Annotated in this window: 15 protein-coding genes; 9 read left to right on the top strand and 6 right to left on the bottom strand. The window is 60.1% G+C overall.

Features of this window, described 5'->3' with window-relative positions; translation table 11 throughout:
• Positions 1-2: 2 nt before the first annotated feature.
• Together JV201_RS06140 and pcaR are read right to left on the bottom strand one after the other, a co-directional pair.
• Positions 3-1,349, bottom strand: a complete 1,347-nt coding sequence (locus JV201_RS06140; RefSeq protein WP_003219832.1) for an MFS transporter — start codon at positions 1,347-1,349, stop codon at positions 3-5.
• 148 nt (positions 1,350-1,497) lie between these two features.
• Positions 1,498-2,340: a pca regulon transcriptional regulator PcaR gene (gene pcaR / locus JV201_RS06135; protein WP_003219833.1), complete on the bottom strand. Its 843-nt coding sequence runs from the start codon at positions 2,338-2,340 to the stop codon at positions 1,498-1,500.
• Positions 2,341-3,007: 667 nt separating this feature from the next.
• Here pcaR and JV201_RS06130 point away from each other — a divergent pair.
• The 3 genes from JV201_RS06130 to JV201_RS06120 all read left to right on the top strand — a co-directional run bounded on the left by JV201_RS06130 (position 3,008) and on the right by JV201_RS06120 (position 5,958).
• Positions 3,008-3,208, top strand: a complete 201-nt coding sequence (locus JV201_RS06130) for a hypothetical protein (RefSeq protein ID WP_003219834.1) — start codon at positions 3,008-3,010, stop codon at positions 3,206-3,208.
• Positions 3,209-3,518: 310 nt separating this feature from the next.
• Positions 3,519-4,994, top strand: a complete 1,476-nt coding sequence (locus JV201_RS06125) for an inorganic phosphate transporter (RefSeq protein ID WP_003219836.1) — start codon at positions 3,519-3,521, stop codon at positions 4,992-4,994.
• 733 nt (positions 4,995-5,727) lie between these two features.
• On the top strand, positions 5,728-5,958 hold the full coding sequence (locus tag JV201_RS06120) for a hypothetical protein (protein ID WP_219406632.1): 231 nt from the start codon (positions 5,728-5,730) through the stop codon (positions 5,956-5,958).
• Here the strand turns inward: JV201_RS06120 and ccoM are convergent.
• Both ccoM and JV201_RS06115 read right to left on the bottom strand, forming a co-directional pair.
• The gene (gene ccoM, locus JV201_RS30030; protein ID WP_003210916.1) at positions 5,955-6,071 is read right to left on the bottom strand and encodes a cytochrome c oxidase subunit CcoM; all 117 of its coding nucleotides are present in this window, start codon (positions 6,069-6,071) and stop codon (positions 5,955-5,957) included. The two genes, JV201_RS06120 and ccoM, sit on opposite strands and share 4 nt — an antisense overlap.
• 143 nt (positions 6,072-6,214) lie before the next feature.
• Positions 6,215-6,472, bottom strand: a complete 258-nt coding sequence (locus JV201_RS06115) for a hypothetical protein (RefSeq protein WP_146014684.1) — start codon at positions 6,470-6,472, stop codon at positions 6,215-6,217.
• A gap of 37 nt (positions 6,473-6,509) precedes the next feature.
• Between JV201_RS06115 and JV201_RS06110 the strand changes: the two genes are divergently transcribed.
• From JV201_RS06110 to JV201_RS06100, 3 genes are all read left to right on the top strand, one after another.
• Entirely contained in the window at positions 6,510-7,382 is an 873-nt protein-coding gene (locus JV201_RS06110; protein ID WP_102368259.1) for a LysR substrate-binding domain-containing protein, read from the top strand.
• A gap of 88 nt (positions 7,383-7,470) precedes the next feature.
• On the top strand, positions 7,471-7,941 hold the full coding sequence (locus JV201_RS06105; RefSeq protein ID WP_003210913.1) for a RidA family protein: 471 nt from the start codon (positions 7,471-7,473) through the stop codon (positions 7,939-7,941).
• Complete coding sequence (locus tag JV201_RS06100; protein ID WP_219406631.1) at positions 7,938-9,134, top strand: aminotransferase class V-fold PLP-dependent enzyme; 1,197 nt, start codon at positions 7,938-7,940, stop codon at positions 9,132-9,134. The genes JV201_RS06105 and JV201_RS06100 overlap by 4 nt, the downstream gene beginning before the upstream one ends.
• Here the strand turns inward: JV201_RS06100 and JV201_RS06095 are convergent.
• Positions 9,131-9,472: an aspartate-semialdehyde dehydrogenase gene (locus tag JV201_RS06095; protein ID WP_219406630.1), complete on the bottom strand. Its 342-nt coding sequence runs from the start codon at positions 9,470-9,472 to the stop codon at positions 9,131-9,133. The two genes, JV201_RS06100 and JV201_RS06095, sit on opposite strands and share 4 nt — an antisense overlap.
• 216 nt (positions 9,473-9,688) lie before the next feature.
• Here JV201_RS06095 and rapA point away from each other — a divergent pair, with 216 nt between their 5' ends.
• Positions 9,689-12,535, top strand: coding sequence for an RNA polymerase-associated protein RapA (rapA, locus tag JV201_RS06090; RefSeq protein WP_003210909.1), 2,847 nt, complete (start codon positions 9,689-9,691; stop codon positions 12,533-12,535).
• Between the two features lie 185 nt (positions 12,536-12,720).
• Here rapA and JV201_RS06085 read toward each other — a convergent pair whose 3' ends face one another.
• Entirely contained in the window at positions 12,721-14,067 is a 1,347-nt protein-coding gene (locus JV201_RS06085) for an MFS transporter (protein WP_219406629.1), read from the bottom strand.
• 281 nt (positions 14,068-14,348) lie between these two features.
• Between JV201_RS06085 and JV201_RS06080 the strand changes: the two genes are divergently transcribed.
• Positions 14,349-16,610 (top strand): bifunctional diguanylate cyclase/phosphodiesterase, encoded by a 2,262-nt coding sequence (locus JV201_RS06080; protein ID WP_008430421.1) that lies wholly within the window; start codon positions 14,349-14,351, stop codon positions 16,608-16,610.
• A 206-nt stretch (positions 16,611-16,816) separates the two neighbouring features.
• The gene (locus JV201_RS06075; RefSeq protein ID WP_023659116.1) at positions 16,817-18,994 is read left to right on the top strand and encodes a hypothetical protein; all 2,178 of its coding nucleotides are present in this window, start codon (positions 16,817-16,819) and stop codon (positions 18,992-18,994) included.
• Positions 18,995-19,285: the final 291 nt, after the last annotated feature.

Raw genomic sequence — 19,285 nt, 5'->3', positions numbered from 1 at the left:
TTTCAGGTAGCGTCGGCATGGCTGACCATGCCCTTGATCACCACCGCGGTGGTGGCCAATGCCGCCGGGATCACCAGGGCGGTCAGCACCTGTTCGAAGTTCCAGCCCAGGCCCAGCAAGGTCGCGCCCATCCACGCCCCGAGGATCGCGCCAAAGCGGCCGATGCCGAGCATCCACGACACGCCCGTGGCGCGGCCCTGGGTCGGGTAGAAACGTGCGGCCAGCGACGGCATCGCCGACTGCGCACCGTTGACACACATGCCGGCAATCAACACCAGAGTCGCCAGCAGCGTGATATTGCCCAGGCTCTGCCCCACCGCGTAGGCAAACACCCCGGCCAGCAGGTAGAAAGTGCCGATGACCTTGTGCGGATTGAACCGGTCCATCGCCCAGCCCACGCCGACCGCACTCAATACGCCGCCAAACTGGAACAACGCACCGATAAACGCGGCCTGTTCCATGCTGGCGCCGCTGTCGCGCATCAGGGTCGGCAGCCAACTGGTCAGCAGGTAAACAATCACCAGGCCCATGAAATACGTCAGCCACAACAGCAAGGTGCCGGCGCTGTAGGTGCCGGAGAAGATCACCGCGAACACGTTGCGCGCCTTGACGGTTTTCTGTTCGGGCACGCTGAAGCTCGAGGCCTGGGCGACGATGCCCGGCTCGATAGGCGCCAGGGTCTTGCGCACCTTGTCGGTGCCGCGATTGCGCACCACCAGGTAACGCGCCGACTCCGGCAGCCAGAACAGCAGCACCACCGCGAGGATCAGCGGCAACAGGCCGCCGATCATCAGCAGGCTGTGCCAGCCATACGCCGGGATCAGCTTGGCCGAGATAAACCCGCCACCGGCCATGCCCAGGTTGAAGCCGCAGAACATGCTGGTCACCAGCAGCGACTTATGGCGTTCCGGGGTGTATTCGGAGAGCAGTGTCGTGGCGTTCGGCATGCCGGCGCCCAGGCCGAGACCGGTGAGGAAGCGCAGGATCAGCAGTTGATCGACGTTGCTGCTGTAGGCCGAGGCCAGGCTGAAGGCCCCAAACACCAGCACCGCCCCCACCAGCACCACCTTGCGCCCGAAGCGGTCGGCGAGCGGGCCGGAGCCCAGGGCGCCAAAGACCATGCCGATCAACGCGGCGCTCATCACCGGGCCGAGGCTGGCGCGGTCGATACCCCAGTCCTGGGACAGCGCCGGGGCGATGAAGCCCATGGCGGCCGTGTCGAGGCCGTCGAGGAAGACGATGAGAAAACACAGGATCACCACTCGCCACTGATACCGCGACAGCGGCTGGGCGTTGATGAAGGACTGAACGTCCAAACAAGTACCGACAGCAGGTGAAGGCTGATTCATTATTTTTATTTCCACACCGATGGGCGGGCGAACGACCTTGAGTCGTCATTATTATTGGGGCGGCGCCTTGAAGCGCTGCCGCACATTAATAAGCCTTGGGAAACACCGTCAATTCATCCAGCCGGGATCTGTGCGGTCACCGAACAGCTTACGCAAACAGCTGCGCACTCAGCTCCTGGCTGGCACTGAGCATGCTCGGCAGGAAACGCTGCTCCAGCTCGCTGCGGCTGACCCGCCCGGCATGGGTGCTGACGTTCAGTGCCGCCAGGACCTGGCCCGAAGCGTCGTACACCGGCACGGCGATGGAACGCAGCCCTTGCTCCAGTTCCTGGTCGACAATGCACCAGCCCTGCTGCCGCACTTCCTGCAGGCATTCGAGCAAGGCTTGCGGGGTGGTGAGGGTGCGGCTGGTCTTGGTTTGCAGGTCGGCGTGGTCGAGGTAGTCCTGCAGCGAGGCGTCATCCAGCGCCGCCAGCAGGATACGGCCCATGGAGGTGCAGTAGGCCGGGAGACGGCCGCCCACGGAAAGGTCGACGGAAATCAGGCGTTGGGTGGTGGCGGAGCGGGCAATGTAGAGGATGTCATCACCTTCCAGGGTTGCCATGTTGCACGCCTCGTGGAGCTGCTCGCTCATGCGGTCCAGGTAAGGCTGCGCCGAAACGGCCAGGGGCGTGGACGACAGGTAAGCGTGGCCGAGGGTCAGCACCTTGGGCAACAGCGAATAGGTACGCCCGTCGGTGGTGGCGTAGCCGAGTTTGATCAGGGTATGCAGGCAACGGCGTACGGCAGCGCGGGGGATTTCCGTGCGGTGGCTGATCTGGGCGATGGTCAGGTGGCGCTTGCGCTCCTGGAATGCCTGCACCACGGCCAGGCCGCGGGCCAGGGAGGTCATGAAATCCGGATCACCGGTAAACGCCTGGATGCGCTTGGCCGGTGACGCAACGATCGGCGGCGCCACTGATGCGAAGGAGTTGCGCAATTGATCGTTCATTTGGGGTCCTTTCTCTTATTTTTAACCGCTGCGGGGGGGTGACCGCTATTACAAGCCGCCGTGCAATGGCTGCACAAGGCAGGGCAACCAACATTGGGCGATTATCGGACGGTCATTCGATTATCGCAATTTGTCACCGCCGACCGGTGCCGGAACCCCTCTACATCCATTTGAGTGCCTTTCAGAATCGACTGATGTACGAGAGAAGTTAAGGTTGATTAACGCCTGTAGAACATTGCATGATTTATGGCGCCAATAGTTCAGCAAATACCCCACACACCTGCGTAACAAAACCCTCACACAAAGTTGACGATTTTTAACTTGTTGGCGATAGTGTTATTCAAGCGCGTGGCTATAATGCATCCTGTGCAGGAGCCAGCCTCGCCTGACCCCGAGGATAGATTTCACCCAGTCGTGCACCGGCTGCGTGCAGGCTCCGCCGCAAGTACCTGACACACATTTCGAATGCCTGCCAACTGCTTGTGGCTGTGACAAGAAAACTGTTGCTACGACAACTGCTCTTCTCCGGTATCGTGGCCGCGTGCAATAAAGAAGTGGTTTTTCCTGTATACCTTTCCACGCTGATCTTCAGATTGACGGTATACCGGGGGCGACTTCCCGGCATCGCGTTTCGCCGGAATCAAACTCAACTCAATTAGGTAACAATGTGACGAAAGACGAACTGCGCGCGGAACTTGAGCGCCAGGAACAACGTTACAAGGATGTTTACGGCGGGGAAGTCACCACCTACGCCGCCCAGCCAGAACCTGAACGCAAGCCATGGCGCAAACGAGCCAGCCTGCTCGACCAGGCCTTTGCCCAGGAAATCCAAAAGATTGAACAGGACCTCAAGGCCGAAGAGCCATAAGCGTTTCGGGTTGAGCTTCCAAAGGTGCCATCTCTCTGCCAGTACCAAGCTGGTGGAGGGAAGCCCGTTATGTGGCCTTAGCGAAATTTCATACGATTGTTTCAGTTATTCCCTTCCGACGCTTTATCCCGCGAATTTGATGGATCCTCCATATAAATCAATCACTTGCCAAAGCCCCGAAAACACCGGGATGCACGCCTCCCCCCCATTTTTTTTCGTTGAAGAATGTTACCGATGAGCAGCTAGTGCATTGATTACCGATGTTTTCTGGCATAATCGCGCCCCCTTACGACCGGGTCAGAAAACCTTCATGATCGATTTATTCAGCGGACTGGATGCTTGGGTTCTAGTGAGCCTGTTGCTCGCCCTGGCCTTTGTCCTCGCCTTCGAGTTCATCAATGGCTTTCATGACACCGCTAACGCGGTTGCCACAGTCATCTATACCAAAGCCATGCCTCCGCATCTGGCCGTGTTCTTCTCCGGGGTGTTCAACTTCCTCGGCGTGTTGCTCGGTGGGGTCGGTGTTGCGTATGCCATCGTGCACTTGCTGCCGGTGGAGTTGCTGATCAATGTGAACACCGGCCACGGTCTGGCCATGGTCTTCTCATTATTGGCAGCGGCGATCACCTGGAACCTCGGCACCTGGTATTTCGGGATCCCGGCGTCCAGTTCCCACACCCTGATCGGTTCGATCCTCGGTGTCGGCCTGGCCAACGCCCTGATCAACGACATTCCCCTGGCTGACGGCGTCAACTGGCAGAAAGCGATCGATATCGGCGCTTCGCTGGTGTTCTCGCCGATGGCTGGTTTCGTGGTAGCCGCCCTGGTGCTGCTGGGCCTGAAATGGTGGCGCCCGCTGTCGAAGATGCACAAGACACCGGACCAGCGCCGCAAGCTCGACGACAAGAAGCACCCGCCGTTCTGGAACCGCCTGGTCCTGGTGATTTCGGCGATGGCCGTGAGCTTCGTGCACGGCTCCAACGACGGGCAGAAAGGTATTGGCCTGATCATGCTGGTACTGATCGGTATCGTGCCGGCGCAGTTCGTACTGGACCTGGGCAGCACCACTTACCAGATCGAGCGCACCCGCGACGCCACGCTGCACCTGAATCAGTTCTACCAGCGCAATCAAGAAACCCTCGGTGAGTTCCTGGCCCTGGGCAAAAGCGTGAAAGACGATTTGCCGGGCAAGTTCCAGTGCAATCCGCAGCAGACTGAACCGACGATCAACGCCCTGCTGGGGACCTTGAAAGGTGTCTCTGACTACCATTCGTTGACCGCCGAGCACCGGATTGAAGTGCGTCGTTATCTGTTGTGCCTGGATGACACCGCGAAGAAGGTGGGCAAGTTGCCAGGCCTGGATGCGCGTGAGAAGTCGGACCTGGACAAGTTGCGCAAGGACCTGACGGCGACCACCGAGTACGCGCCGTTCTGGGTGATCCTGGCGGTGGCACTGGCCTTGGGCCTGGGCACCATGGTGGGCTGGAAGCGTGTGGTGCTGACCATTGGTGAGAAGATCGGCAAGCAGGGCATGACGTATGCCCAGGGTATGTCGGCGCAGATCACCACGGCCAGCATGATTGGCTTGGCCAATATCTTCAGCTTGCCGGTTTCCACGACCCATGTGTTGTCTTCGGGTGTGGCGGGGACCATGGTGGCGAACAAGAGCGGGCTGCAAGGTGGCACCGTCAAGACCATTCTGATGGCTTGGGTGTTGACGCTGCCGGCGACTGTGGGCCTTTCGGCCGGGTTGTTCTGGTTGGCTTCCAAGGCTTTGGGTAGCTGACAGCTCTTGGGCTTGTGAAGAAGGTGCGACCTGTGAGGGTCGTGCCTTTTTTTATGGCTGGGGTTTGGGTGTATATCCGTTATTTAGGTAACGGCCACTTATGATTCCGCTCTTACAGCGGCTCACTTTTGAACAGCGCAAAAGTAAGCAAAACGCTCTTGCCCCACCACTCGGCTCCTCGCCTAGGCTCGGAGTGCCCTCACTCCGGCTTTGGACCGTGGGCCGCCGTCATGGGCCATCCTTGGCCCAGGACGGCTAACCCGGCGTCCTGCCGGGTTACCCACGCTCCAAAGCCTGCGTTCGGCCAGCGTGGTTTAACGGGGCGCCTAAGATCAAAATCAAGATCAAAAGCAAGAGCACAGCGGCCTCCCGGCCGGCTTGAGTGTTTAAAAGCCAAATCAAAAACTAAAGCGGGCACGGTCCACTGTAGGAGCTGGCTTGCCKGCGATGGCATCAACTGGGTGTACCTGATGYACCGAGGTGTCTGCATCGCCGGCAAGCCAGCTCCYACAGAAAAGCAGAGCCACMCCRCCCGTAGCAGCTGTCGAGCRCCAGCGAGGCTGMGTGCYTTTGATCTTGATCTGCTTTTGATTTTGATCTGCGGGCCCCGTCAACCACGATGGCCGCAAGTAGGCACGGTGGAGCGGGTAAATCGGCAAGGATGCCGATTTAGCCGCGCCGGGCCATGGATGGCCCGTCGCGGCGGCCCGCGGAGCCGTGCCGGAGTGCGGGCATGCCGAGCCTAAGCGAGGCACCGAGTGGTGGGGCAAAGCGTTTTTTGGTTACTTTTTTAGGCGTTTGTAAAAAAGTGACTCGCTGTAAGAGCGAAACCATAAGTAGCCGTTACCGCAGCAACGGATATGTACACAAATTAAAAAATCCAAAACAAAAAATCCAAAACAAAAAAAAGGCGACCGAAGTCGCCCAAAATGCCTTGCGTGCTCATGTATCCGAAAAGACCTAAGGCCTCTTACGCTTATTAGCGTCTTTCCAGATAAAAATTCCAAACCCTACAAAGAACATCACCATGAGGCCAACCGTCAGCACTCCGGCAAACACCACATTATCGAAAAACATGACCGGCCTCCTGCACTTGCCCTGTTGCGATAGGGCTAAGTTAACCAAGAAGACGAAAGAAGAAATTGACGAGGATCAATGTCGCCCGCGACGGAGCGTAAAGAAGGGAAATAACTGACCTGCATCAAACGATGCAGGCTATATCAACGCTTTTTCGGTTTGCTTTTCGGCTTTTTCTTGGGCTTCCCCAACGGCATCGCCTGTTCAAACGCCTGGCGCACTTCATTCAGTCGCTTGTCATTCAGATCATGAACACGTTTGGCCCGTTCGGCATTCAGGTCAATCAGCTTGTCATCGTCACTCATGGCTTGGCTTACGTAATGGCTTGGATGCCCCAATAATGCGTCCTGCGCCAATCCCGCGTAAACAAAATCGATGTCATCCCGCGCATTTGCCCGCAAAATCCCCCCATCCCACCCCTCACACAGAGCGTTCGACGTGGCACTGCACAAGGACCTTCCCCCACTCCTGGCCTTGCGCGCCTTTGAGGCCGTGGCCCGGCATTTGAGTTTTATCAAGGCCGCCGCCGAGCTGTCAGTGACCCAAAGCGCCCTCAGCCATCAAGTGCAGAAACTCGAACAGCACCTGGGCAAACCGCTGTTTATCCGACGCACCCGCGCCATCGATCTGACCGAAGACGGCCAACACTACTACGACCAGATCCGCCCCGCCCTCGACACCATCGCCGCCGCCACCCGCCAGCAGCAAACACCGCCCGCCACCAGCGTACTGCGCGTCGGCCTGCTCGCCTCGTTCGCCACTTTGTGGCTGGCACCGCGCCTGGCGGGGTTTCTTAGCCGCTACCCACACATCCAGGTGGAGTTGGTGCCGGCGATTCAGTTGGCAGATGTCGCCGCCGCCGAGGTCGACCTGGCGATTCGCTACGGCAAGGGCGACTGGACCGACGTGCAGGCCACGCGCCTGATGAGCGAAACACTGTCACCCGTCTGCAGCCCTGCGTTCAAGGCCAGCCAACTGGCCAATGGCCCGCTGCTGATGGCCACCTCGCACCGCCCTTTCGAGTGGACCGACTGGTCCCGGCATTATCAGGTGGATGTGGAGCACTACCCCAAGGCGCTGCTGCACGACTACAACATCGTGGTCGAAGCCGCCGTCGCCGGCCAGGGCATCGCCATGGGCCGCCACCGCCTGATCGAACGCAGGCTCAAGGAAGGCACATTGGTGGAGGCCTTCGACTGGCCGCCCTATCAAAGCGAGATCGGTTACTGGCTGATTGCCCCGCATGGCGAAACCAGCACGGCGGCCGCTTGTTTCAGTGAATGGCTGCGGGAAATCTGTGCCGACGCATGAGTTATTTCGATACGTCGAGTTAAATCTATCCGTTTGTCGGCGAAAATCGCCCCGCCCATGCTGAAGACTCTTTCCAAGAGGATTCACCATGAGCCACTCCATCTCACAACGCGTACAAGCCCTCGGCCTGAGCCTGCCGACACCCAGCCAGCCGATTGCCAACTACGTCAATTACGTGATCAGCCAGAACCAGCTGTTCATCTCCGGCCAAATCCCGCTGCTGGACGGCAAGCCGACTTACATCGGAAGACTCGGCGAATCCATCAGCGAAGACGAAGGCGCCAAGGCCGCCGAACTCGCGGCGTTGGGCCTGCTGGCACAATTAAGCGATGCCCTTGGCGATGACCTGTCGCGGCTGGTGCGCATCATTCGGTTGGGCGTATTTATCGCCAGCAGCGGTGATTTCCAGCGCCAGGGTGCAGTCGCCAATGGCGCTTCGAACTTGCTGGTCAACGCCCTCGGCGACAAAGGCCGGCATGCCCGTACGGCCGTGGGCGTCGCCAGCTTGCCGGGCGGCGTAGCCGTGGAGATCGACGCGATTTTCGAGTTGCAGCCGTGACTGCGCTATCCCTGACCGAGGTCCGGGAGCTGCGGGACGAAACGCCGGGCTGCCAGTCCGGCATCGTCCACTTCAACCACGCCGGGGCCTCCCTGCCCAGCCAAGGGACGCTCGATGCAATCATTGACCAGTTGCAGCGCGAAGCCCGCGACGGCCCGATGGAGGCCGGCGAACACGGCGCACTGCTGACAGAAAAAGCCCGTCGCGCCGCCGCGCAACTGCTCAATGCGCCCGTGTCATCGATTGCCTTCGCCAGCAGTGGCTCGACCGCCTGGAGCATGGCGTTCCAGGCGTTGGGCCCGTGGCAGCCAGGCGACCGCATTCTGGTGGGCCGCCACGAATGGGGCGGCAACCTGGCGAGCATGCAGACGGCCGTGCAATCGGGTGCACAAGTAGAAGTGATCCCCTGCGATGAAACCGGCGCGGTATCCATCGCCGGCCTGGAAGCCATGCTCGACGCCCGGGTGCGGTTGATCGACCTGACCTGGCTCCCCGCCAACAGCGGCTTGATCAACCCGGCCGAGGCCATCGGCGCGTTGGCCAGGCGTCATGGCATTGCCTATTTCATCGACGCCGGGCAAGCCATCGGTCAGGTGCCGGTGGATGTGCAAGCGCTGCACTGCGATGTGCTCAAGGGCGCCGGGCGCAAGCATCTGCGCGGCCCACGGGGGACCGCCCTGCTCTATGTGCGGCCGGATTTTCTCGAGCGCTTGAACCCGGCCCAACGCGATGTGTTTTCGGCGCCCTGGAGCCCTGCGGGATTTGACTTGCGCAACGACGCCCGGCGCTTTGAAACCAGCGAAGTGTCGTTCGCCTTGCTGGCAGGCCTGGGCAATGCGTTGCTGGAGGTCAATCGATTGGGGGTCGAGCGGGTACGCGAGACGGTCCGGCTGTTAAGCGACACAATCCGTGAAGAATTGCGCCGAATCGACGGGATTACCTTGCATGACCTGGGAACCAGCGCAAACCAGTCCGGCCTGATCGCGTTCAACCTGGCCGGCTGGGACGCCTTCGAGCTCAAGCGCCGCCTGGGCCTCAAGCGGATCAATATCGGTGCCAATGGCGTGCCCTACACTCCACTGGACATGCAGGCCCGCGAGCTGGACAGCGTGGCGCGAATCTCCGTGAGCTACCTCAATACGGCGCAAGACATCGAGCAACTGATCGCCGCCCTGCGCGAACTGCGGGATTAAACCTCGACGTCCACCCACAAGCCTTGCCGTGGTGCGTCTTCAATCAACGGCACCACCGGCACGGTGTTGTCGGCGTTGAGTACGTCACCGGGAACAGCCAGGTGCTCCTGCGAGTCTTCATCGGCTTCGCGGCGACGCTTTTGCTGTTCCTGCTGGCGACGCTGCTCCTCGCGCAGCAGCAAAGCCGCTTCCTCGGGATCGCGCTTTTGCAAGTCGATGGTACTTTCGTTGGAGCTTGGCTGAACCGGCGCCACGGGCGGGATATCCGGCTTCTGGCGCACCGGGTCAAGCTGCGACGTGACCGGCACAACACTCAAGGGCAGCATGGGTGGCAGCATATTATTAGTCTCCTGTTCAGCAGACTGTCGGCTGCGTGGGTGACGACTTGAGCGTCAAGCCGCCAACTTGTGAACCAATCGTCATCTATCCGACGAAGATACCGCCCTTTTTCTTGCCGCTTGTAGCTTAAAGCTCGAAGCTGCACCTATTCCTTTTGGTCTGGAAGCCGTGTTCCGTTAGAATAGTCGGCTTTTTCACGGCGGGAGTCAGGCAGCATGGCGCAGCAGTATCAACCGGGGCAACGCTGGATTAGTGACAGCGAAGCAGAGCTGGGGTTAGGCACCGTTCTGGCACAGGACGGCCGCTTGTTAACCGTGCTCTATCCGGCCACTGGCGACACTCGCCAGTATGCGCTACGGAATGCGCCCCTCACCCGCGTGAGGTTTTCGCCGGGTGACACCATCACCCATTTCGAAGGCTGGAAAATGACCGTGCAAGAAGTCGACGACGTCGACGGCCTGCTGGTCTACCACGGCCTCAATGGGCAAAACGAGCAGGTCACCCTGCCGGAAACCCAGCTCTCGAACTTCATCCAGTTCCGCCTGGCCAGCGACCGTCTGTTCGCCGGCCAGATCGACCCGCTGCCCTGGTTCTCCCTGCGCTACCACACCCTGGAACACACCAGCCGCCAGTTGCAGTCCTCGCTCTGGGGCCTGGGCGGCGTGCGTGCGCAACCGATCGCGCACCAATTGCACATCGCCCGTGAAGTCGCCGACCGTATCGCGCCGCGGGTTCTGCTGGCGGACGAAGTGGGSCTGGGCAAGACCATCGAAGCCGGCCTGGTGATCCATCGCCAGTTGCTGTCGGGTCGCGCCAACCGCGTGTTGATCCTGGTGCCGGAAAACCTCCAGCACCAGTGGCTGGTGGAAATGCGCCGCCGCTTTAACCTGCAGGTCGCACTGTTCGATGAAGAGCGCTTTATCGAAAGCGATGCCACCAACCCGTTCGAAGACACCCAGCTCGCGCTGGTGGCCCTGGAATGGCTGGTGGACGACGAGAAGGCCCAGGACGCGCTGTTCGCGGCCGGCTGGGACCTGCTGGTGGTCGACGAAGCGCACCACCTGGTCTGGCACGAAGAAAAAGCCAGCCCCGAGTACTCGCTGGTGGAACAACTGGCCGAAGTGATTCCGGGCGTGCTGCTGCTCACTGCAACCCCTGAGCAACTGGGCCAGGACAGCCACTTCGCGCGCCTGCGCCTGCTGGACCCGAACCGTTTCCACGACCTGCACGCCTTTCGCGCCGAGAGCGAAAACTATCGCCCGGTGGCCGAAGCCGTCCAGGAACTGCTGGACAAGGGCCGTCTCTCGCCCGCCGCCCACAAGACCATCCAGGGCTTCCTCGGCGACGAAGGCGAAGCGCTGCTGACCGCCGTCAACGATGGCGACGCCGAAGCCAGTGCCCGCCTGGTCCGCGAACTGCTGGACCGCCACGGCACCGGCCGCGTGCTGTTCCGCAACACCCGCGCCGCGGTGCAAGGTTTCCCGGAGCGCAAGCTGCACGCCTACCCGCTGCCGTGCCCGGACGAATACCTCGAGCTGCCCCTGGGCGAGCACGCCGAGCTGTACCCGGAAGTCAGCTTCCAGTCGCAGCCGGACGTCGATGAAGAACAACGCTGGTGGCGTTTCGACCCGCGCGTCGAATGGCTGATCGACCAGCTGAAGATGCTCAAGCGCACCAAAGTCCTGGTGATCTGCGCCCACGCCGAAACCGCCATGGACCTGGAAGACGCCCTGCGCGTGCGCTCCGGCATCCCGGCCACGGTGTTCCACGAGGGCATGAACATCCTCGAGCGCGACCGCGCTGCCGCCTACTTTGCGGACGAAGAATTCGGCGCCCAGGTGCTGATCTGCTCGGAAATCGGCAGTGAAGGCCGCAACTTCCAGTTCTCCCACCACCTGGTGCTGTTCGACCTGCCGTCCCACCCGGACTTGCTGGAACAGCGGATCGGCCGTCTGGACCGGATCGGCCAGAAACATGTAATCGAACTGCACGTGCCGTACCTGGAAACCAGCCCGCAAGAGCGCCTGTTCCAGTGGTACCACGAGGCGCTGAACGCGTTCCTCAACACCTGCCCGACCGGCAACGCCTTGCAGCACCAGTTCGGCCCGCGCCTGCTGCCGCTGCTGGAAAACGCCGACGACGGCGAGTGGCAAGGGCTGATCGACGAAGCCCGTGCCGAGCGCGAGCGCCTCGAAGCCGAACTGCACACCGGCCGCGACCGTTTGCTGGAGCTCAACTCCGGCGGTGCCGGTGAAGGTGATGCGCTGGTGGAAGCCATCCTTGAGCAAGACGACCAGTTCACCCTGCCGATCTACATGGAAACCCTGTTCGACGCCTTCGGCATCGACAGCGAAGACCATTCGGAAAACGCGCTGATCCTCAAGCCCAGCGAAAAAATGCTCGACGCCAGCTTCCCCTTGGGCGACGACGAAGGCGTGACCATCACCTACGACCGTAACCAGGCGCTGTCCCGCGAAGACATGCAGTTCATCACCTGGGAACACCCGATGGTGCAGGGCGGCATGGACCTGGTGCTGTCCGGTTCCATGGGCAACACCGCCGTGGCGCTGATCAAGAACAAGGCGCTCAAGCCGGGCACCGTGTTGCTGGAACTGCTCTACGTCAGCGAAGTGGTTGCTCCGCGTTCGCTGCAGTTGGGCCGTTACCTGCCACCGGCGGCACTGCGTTGCCTGCTGGATGCCAATGGCAATGACCTGTCGGGCCGCGTGTCGTTCCTGACCTTGAATGACCAGTTGGAAAGCGTGCCGCGGGCCAGCGCCAACAAGTTCGTGCAGGCCCAGCGCGACCAGCTGACGCCGCGGATCAACGCCGGTGAAGAGAAGATCGCCCCGCGTCACGCCGAGCGTGTGGCCGAGGCTCAACGGCGCCTGGCGGCGGATACCGACGAAGAACTGGCGCGCCTGACCGCGTTGCAAGCGGTCAACCCGACCGTGCGCGACAGCGAACTGGTTGCCCTGCGCCAACAGCGCGAGCAAGGCCTGGCCATGCTCGACAAGGCGGCGCTGCGACTGGAAGCGATTCGGGTGTTGGTCGCGGGCTAACTTCGCCGCCCTACCCTGCCAAACAAAAAGGCCCGCGCAATGCGGGCCTTTTTTATTCACTTGAGACATCGTTGTTATTGATGGCCTCTTCGCGAGCAAGCCCGCTCCCACATTTGACCGAGTTCCATCTTGAGAATGCGGTCTAATGTGGGAGCGGGCTTGCTCGCGAAGGCGTCACCTCGGTCTCAGGCAGTAACCGCCGTAGCCGGCACCTCCACCACCCCCAACCCATCCTTCATCCGCTGAGCATCGCGCACAAAACTGCGGGACGCCTGGAACAGAAACAGCATGGTCAAAAACAGCGCCACCGGAATCAGGTACATGGCGTCATGCAGTCCCACCGCCTTGTAAGCCTCGGTCATCTGCTGGGCACCGTCGGCATACATCGCCGAATGGGCAAAATGATCCGACAACCCGCCCACCACAATCGGCCCCATGCCCCCGCCCAGCAAATACAAGCCGGCGAAGAACAATGCCATCGCCGTCGCCCGCAGGCGCGGCTCGACCACGTCCTGGATCGCCGTGTACACGCAGGTGTAGAAGTTATAGGCAAACAGCCAGCCGACACTGAACAGCGCCACAAACACACCAATCTCGATCCGCCCCGCGTGCAACGCCCAGGCAGTGGTCACTGTAGAGATAATCAAACTGCACGCCGCGAACAGCAGCCGGCCGTTAGCGATGCGTTGATGGATCTTGTCGGCAATCCAGCCACCCAGGGTCAGGCCCACCAGGCCGGTAATACCGACGATGACACCGGTGGCGACTGCCGCATCCTGCAACGGCAGCAGGAAATAGCGCTGCAGCATCGGCACCAGGAACGAGTTGCAGGCATAGGTGGCGAAGTTGAAGCACAACCCGGCCAGCACCAGCCAGAGGAATGTCGGCACCGCCAGCACCCGGCGAATCGGCCGGTCGACTTTCTCCTGGGAGACTTGCACGGCTTCCGCCGCGCCGCGCTTGGGTTCCTTGATGTAGAACATGAACACCGCAAGGATCAGCCCCGGCACCGCGGCAATAAAGAACGGCGCACGCCAGCTGTCGAACGCCTTGACCATCGCACCAATGGTGAAGAAGGCCAGCAACAGGCCCAAGGGCAGGCCCAGCATGAAGATCCCCATGGCCCGGGCACGGCGGTGGGCCGGAAACAGGTCACCGATCAGCGAGTTGGCCGCCGGCGCATAACTGGCCTCGCCGATACCGATGCCCATGCGCACCAGCAAAAAGGTCCAGAAGCTGCCCACCAGACCATTGACCGCTGTCAGGCCACTCCACGCCGCCAGGCCCCAGCCCATGAGTTTGCTGCGCGAGCCGGTATCGGCCAGGCGCCCCAGCGGCAAGCCGGCAATTGCATAAACGATGGTGAACGCGGTACCGATGATCCCGAGCTGGAAGTCGCTGAGGTGCCACTCCATGCGGATCGGCTCGATGATGATCGCGGGAATGGTGCGGTCGAAAAAGTTGAACAGGTTGGCCAGGAACAGCAGGAACAGAATGCGCCAGGCATTCGCCGCTTGGGTCGAGTTCTGCATGGGTCCGTCTCTTTTATTGTTATGTGAGCCGCGATGCCAGACGCATCCTGAGCCCGGAACCTGCAATCTAGTCAGCCTCGTGGGGATTGTCTGTAATGATTCGTAAGTCTGATGTCACTCCATCGGGCGACCCGGCCGGTCATCCCTAATCATTTGGTTCTAGTTGTTTATAAACTCATCGCCAAATAATTAGAAGCAATCTGCCATCAATCCTTGTAACTCGCTCACGCTCTCTATACTGAAACACGCAGTCAGACTAAAACTCTGTGACGGGACATGCTATGGAATGGCTTGGTTTGCATTTTTTTACCGACCTTCCGGACAGTGGGCACTTATTACTCAATTGCAGTCATAACCCCTTTCTGGTGCTACTGGCGTATGTAGTGGCGTGTGCAGCGGGCTTCGGCACCCTGGACATGGCCGAGCGGGTCGGCCATGTCGACAACCCCAAGGCTCAACGGCACTGGCGCTGGGTAGGCGCGGGCTGCCTGGCAGGCGGCATCTGGTCGACCCACTTCATCAGCATGCTGGCCTTCCAGGCGCCTATCGCGATTCACTACGAATTGATCATGACGTTCGCCTCGCTGCTGATCGCCCTGATCGCGGCGCTGTTCGCCATGCAAACCCTCAGTCATCCAAGGCTGCGCGCCCACCAATATGTGCTGGCGTCGGTGTGGATGGGGCTGGGTATTGCGCTGATGCACTACGTGGGCATGTCGGCCATGCGCTCCGAGGCGGGCGTGTATTTCGAGACTGGCTTGTTCCTCGCCTCTGTGTTGATCGCGATCGGCGCCAGCCTGGCGGCTTTGCTGCTGTCGCTGTACCTGCGCAACGGCACCGGCATGTTCCATCAATTGCTCAAGTACGCGGCCAGCCTGGTGCTCGGCGCGGGCATTATCAGCATGCACTTCACCGGCATGGCGGCCATGCAGCTGCTGGTACCCGAAGACCTCGTACAGTCGGCACTGCCGGTGGACAACAACCCGGTCCAACTGGGGCTGCTGGTGGCGGTCATCGCCCTGCTGGTGATTGGCAGCAGCATCAGTGCTGCCCTCGCGGACAAGAAGCTGCAACACAAGGAAACCGACCTGCGCCGGGTCAACGCCCTGCTCACCGAACTGGACCAGGCCCGCGCCTCGCTGCAACAGGTGGCGCATTACGATGCCCTGACCACCCTGCTCAACCGCCGTGGTTTCAACCAGATCTTCGCCGAGAAACTCGCGGAAAAAACCGCCACCGACGGCATGCTGGCGGTGATCTTCCTGGATATCGACCACTTCAAGCGCATCAACGACAGCCTCGGCCATGACGCCGGCGACGAACTGCTGACGGTGCTGGCCGGCCATATCAAAAGCTCGGTGCGCAGCCATGACGACGTGGTCGCGCGGTTTGGCGGTGACGAATTCTGCATCCTGATCAGCATCCATCACCGCGATGAAGCGCGGCACATGGCCCAGCGCATCATGCAGAAAATGAAAGACCCCATCGAACTGGCCGGCCGGCGCATGGTGATGACCACCAGCATCGGCATCAGCCTGTTTCCCGAAGACGGCAAAACCAGCGAAGAGCTGCTGAAGACCGCTGACCTGGCGCTGTATCAGTCCAAGGATGCCGGGCGTAATAGCCTGAACTTCTTCAGCTCCAACCTGAAAACCCGGGCCTTCCTGGAACTGCAGCTGGAAGAGGAACTGCGCGCCGCACTGCGGGGCAAGAACGAGTTGGTGCTGTTTTACCAACCGATACTTGACCTGAAAAAAGGCAGGGTCACGCGCCTCGAAGCCCTGGTGCGCTGGCAACACCCCCAACATGGCCTGCTGACCCCGGACCGGTTCATCGGCATTGCCGAAAGCAACGGGCTGATTGCCGAACTGGATCACTGGGTACTGCGCCAGGCCTGCCACGACCTGAGCCTGCTGTCGGAGCAAGGCCACACTGAATTGGTCATGGCCGTGAACTGCTCGGCCCTCAACCTGACGCGTGACGAGTTGGCCGATGAGATCGAAAACGCCCTGCGCTTCGGCGGGATCGCGGCCAATCGCCTGGAACTGGAAGTAACCGAGAACGCGCTGATGGGCAATATCAGCAGCACCCTGGCATTGCTGCGGCAAATCCGCGCCCTGGGCGTGTCGCTGTCCATCGACGACTTCGGCACCGGCTACTCGTCCCTCGCCTACCTCAAGCGCCTGCCGTTGAACACCTTGAAAATCGACCGTTCATTTATCCAGGATATCCCCAAGTCGAACGCCGACATCGAGATCGTCCAGGCCATTATCGGCATGGCCCACACCCTGCACCTGCAGGTGGTGACAGAGGGCGTGGAAACCCTGCAACAATTTGAAGTGGTGCAAAAACACGGCTGTGATTTTGTTCAGGGTTACCTGCTCAGCGCTGCGGTGCCGTTGAGTGATATCAGCGCGGTGATCAACAGCCTGGACCAGAACAACATGTTCAGCCTGCTGGGCCTGACGGGGGGTGACCCCGCGCCGAAAGATCCGCCTTCGGGTCGTGCGGGCCCGGCGTCCATCGTTCGGCCAATTCGCTGACGCCGAAAATTTGGCAAATCGCCATCATTTCACTAAAGAACTCCGACGAACGGCCGATTCATCAGAGTCCGGCCAGGCTTTCCCCTTAAAACCCTAGGGTTAAACCCTATCGCCCAAGACCCGGACGCACTGTAAAGTCGCGATCTCTCATTCTGTGATGGCTATTTGATACTTACTCAGCCATCCGTCCAGGCACATGGCGCACAATGACTTCTAAAAATAACTCTGCCACTGCGGTATCCGACGTGTTGCTGACAGCCCCTGCGGAAAAACCCTCAGGTTCAAAGTCATTGAGCACCGCCCGCCCACTGGCCACCCAGCAGTACCTGTACTTTACCGAGACCAACACCGACCGCATCCTCGATAACCTCGACGGCCTGCGCGACATGGTGTTCCCGCGCGCACCGCACCTGGAAGTCGACGGTGAACTGCGCAATGAGCAGGAATTCCCCTCGGTGTGCCTGATCGGCCTGGGCCGCTGTGGCTCCAACATTGCCCTGGATGTGGCAGAGCTGGTGTACAACGCCCGCAAGTTCTACCTCAACGAATTCAGCAACGAAGACAAATCCACCGACAAGGGCTACCGCCCCGCCCAGTGGATTCGCAACAACCTGCGCCTGGGTTCGAACAAGGGCACCAAACCGGTGTTCCTGGTCGAGCCGCTGGTGATGCTGGGCGACCTGGACAAGGACATTGCCGGGCGCATCCGTTTCTCGCGCAAGGGTGAGAAAAGCGGTTTCCTGCGGGACTACAGCAAGATGAAAATCATGGACCTCTCGGAAGTCCATGCCGGCGGCGCCGGTAACGCGCCGATCCTCGGCCAGTACCTGGCCAAGATCATCCTCAACAAAGACACCCAGCGCTTCTCCAGCCCCGACTGGAAGATGATCCACTCGTACCTGATCGACTCCTGCGGCATCAAGGCCAACCAGTCGCGCCTGTACTTCTCGATCTTCAGTGCCGGCGGCGGTACCGGTTCAGGCATGGCCTCGGAGTTCGGCCTGGCCCAGCAGCACTCGTACATGAACAAGACGTTCGACACCAAGCCCGCCGATGAACATGACAGCAAAAGCGGTCACGCCTTCGTGTTCGAGCCGATCTTCACCAGCGGGATTTGTGTGCTGCCGAACATCTCCGATCACCGCAGCGAAATGTCCGAGGCGCTGCACATCAACGCCGGGCGGCTGTTGTGCAAATACCTATCGGAAGAATGGGACTTCTCGTACAACTTCGACAATGAAGACAGCAGCGAAGCCAGCGTGAAAGGCCGTATCCGACCGTGGAACGCAATGATGTTGATCTCCAACGACATCATGCGTTACGCCGAGGAAAGCGATGACGGCAACATCCAGAACATTGATGTCAATGCCATGGAAAAGCACGCCAACCAGTACATCTCGCAGCAGATCTTCAACATTCTGACGGCCCAGGCGGTTACCACCGACTACGACCAGAACTATTTCCGTCGCGCCGGGATCGACATTGGCGAGACCATCCGCCTGGATGCCAACGACCTGTTCATGAGCCTGGCCGGCCCGGTAGCGATTGCCTATGCCGAATCGGTGGTGCCGGAAACGCCGGCGCCTTCGAGCGACAAGTTCAAGGTGTTCGAAAAAGAGCCGCAGCGGCTGAACATCGACGACTTGTTTTTCCGTTCCATTGATCTGCCGCACTTCAACAAGGTGACCCAGGCGATCGAAGGCATCAGCCTGTTGCCGATTGAGTCCAAGCGGTACAAGGCCTCCCTGGAGCAGTACAAGAATTCCGGCTATGACGCGGCGGCGTTGCATGACTTGCACTTCTTCAAGAACTGCTCGTCGGTGGTGTCGATTGTGTCGTTGCCCAAGGATTACAAGCTGTCCTATATGGACCTGAATCGCCTCAAGACGCACCTCAACAGCCTGTTTCCCAATACGACGCTCAAACGGTATGCGCTGGTGATCGGGGCGTCGGCCAACTTGTCGCTCACGACCTTGATCGCTAAAAGCCCGTGCCTGTCGGATGATTTTTTGACGTTGATCGTGGCATTTATCAAGCGCTGTTTTGCGCGTAATCCGTATCGGTTTGATGACACCTTGGATAATTCGATCCTGGATTTCATCATCCATGAGGATTTTGATGAAGACCGGATTGATGAGCTGCTCAACGAGTTCGAGAACCCGGCGAAGATCCTGGATACCAACTGGTATGCGATCAAGCCGATGTACGAGAAGAAGTATCGTGAGTTGATCAACGACAAGGACAAGTTTGTGTCGATCAACGATATTCGTCTGTCGCGGGATTGTGTGAAGAAGGCGATCAAGTACCTGCGTGAGATTTATCGTCACCGGATTGGGAAGACCAAGGTTATTTCGCTGAATAACCATACCGGGAAGACGGCGTAGGCTTTGTTGCTGAGGTGGGGTGTATATCCGTTATTTGGGTGATGGCTTATATCGGTTCCGCTCTTACAGCGGCTCACTTTTGAACAGCGCAAAAGTAAGCAAAACGCTCTTGCCCCACCACTCGGCACCTCGCCTAGGCTCGGTGTGCCCTCACTCCGGCTTTGGACCGTGGGCCGCCGTCATGGGCCATCCTTGGCCCAGGACGGCTAACCCGGCGTCCTGCCGGGTTACCCACGCTCCAAAGCCTGCGTTCGGCCAGCGTGGTTTAACGGGGCGCTTAAGATCAAGATC

Source organism: Pseudomonas sp. Colony2, from assembly GCF_019382755.1.
Taxonomy (GTDB): domain Bacteria; phylum Pseudomonadota; class Gammaproteobacteria; order Pseudomonadales; family Pseudomonadaceae; genus Aquipseudomonas.
This window is presented reverse-complemented; position numbering and strand designations above follow the sequence as displayed.

Coding starts and splice junctions, on each gene's coding strand:
- JV201_RS06140 (WP_003219832.1), bottom strand. CDS start 1,349: ATGAATCAGCCTTCACCTGCTGTCGGTACTTGTTTGGACGTTCAGTCC.
- pcaR (WP_003219833.1), bottom strand. CDS start 2,340: ATGAACGATCAATTGCGCAACTCCTTCGCATCAGTGGCGCCGCCGATC.
- JV201_RS06125 (WP_003219836.1), top strand. CDS start 3,519: ATGATCGATTTATTCAGCGGACTGGATGCTTGGGTTCTAGTGAGCCTG.
- JV201_RS06120 (WP_219406632.1), top strand. CDS start 5,728: ATGCCGAGCCTAAGCGAGGCACCGAGTGGTGGGGCAAAGCGTTTTTTG.
- ccoM (WP_003210916.1), bottom strand. CDS start 6,071: ATGTTTTTCGATAATGTGGTGTTTGCCGGAGTGCTGACGGTTGGCCTC.
- JV201_RS06105 (WP_003210913.1), top strand. CDS start 7,471: ATGAGCCACTCCATCTCACAACGCGTACAAGCCCTCGGCCTGAGCCTG.
- JV201_RS06095 (WP_219406630.1), bottom strand. CDS start 9,472: ATGCTGCCACCCATGCTGCCCTTGAGTGTTGTGCCGGTCACGTCGCAG.
- JV201_RS06085 (WP_219406629.1), bottom strand. CDS start 14,067: ATGCAGAACTCGACCCAAGCGGCGAATGCCTGGCGCATTCTGTTCCTG.
- JV201_RS06080 (WP_008430421.1), top strand. CDS start 14,349: ATGGAATGGCTTGGTTTGCATTTTTTTACCGACCTTCCGGACAGTGGG.
- JV201_RS06075 (WP_023659116.1), top strand. CDS start 16,817: ATGACTTCTAAAAATAACTCTGCCACTGCGGTATCCGACGTGTTGCTG.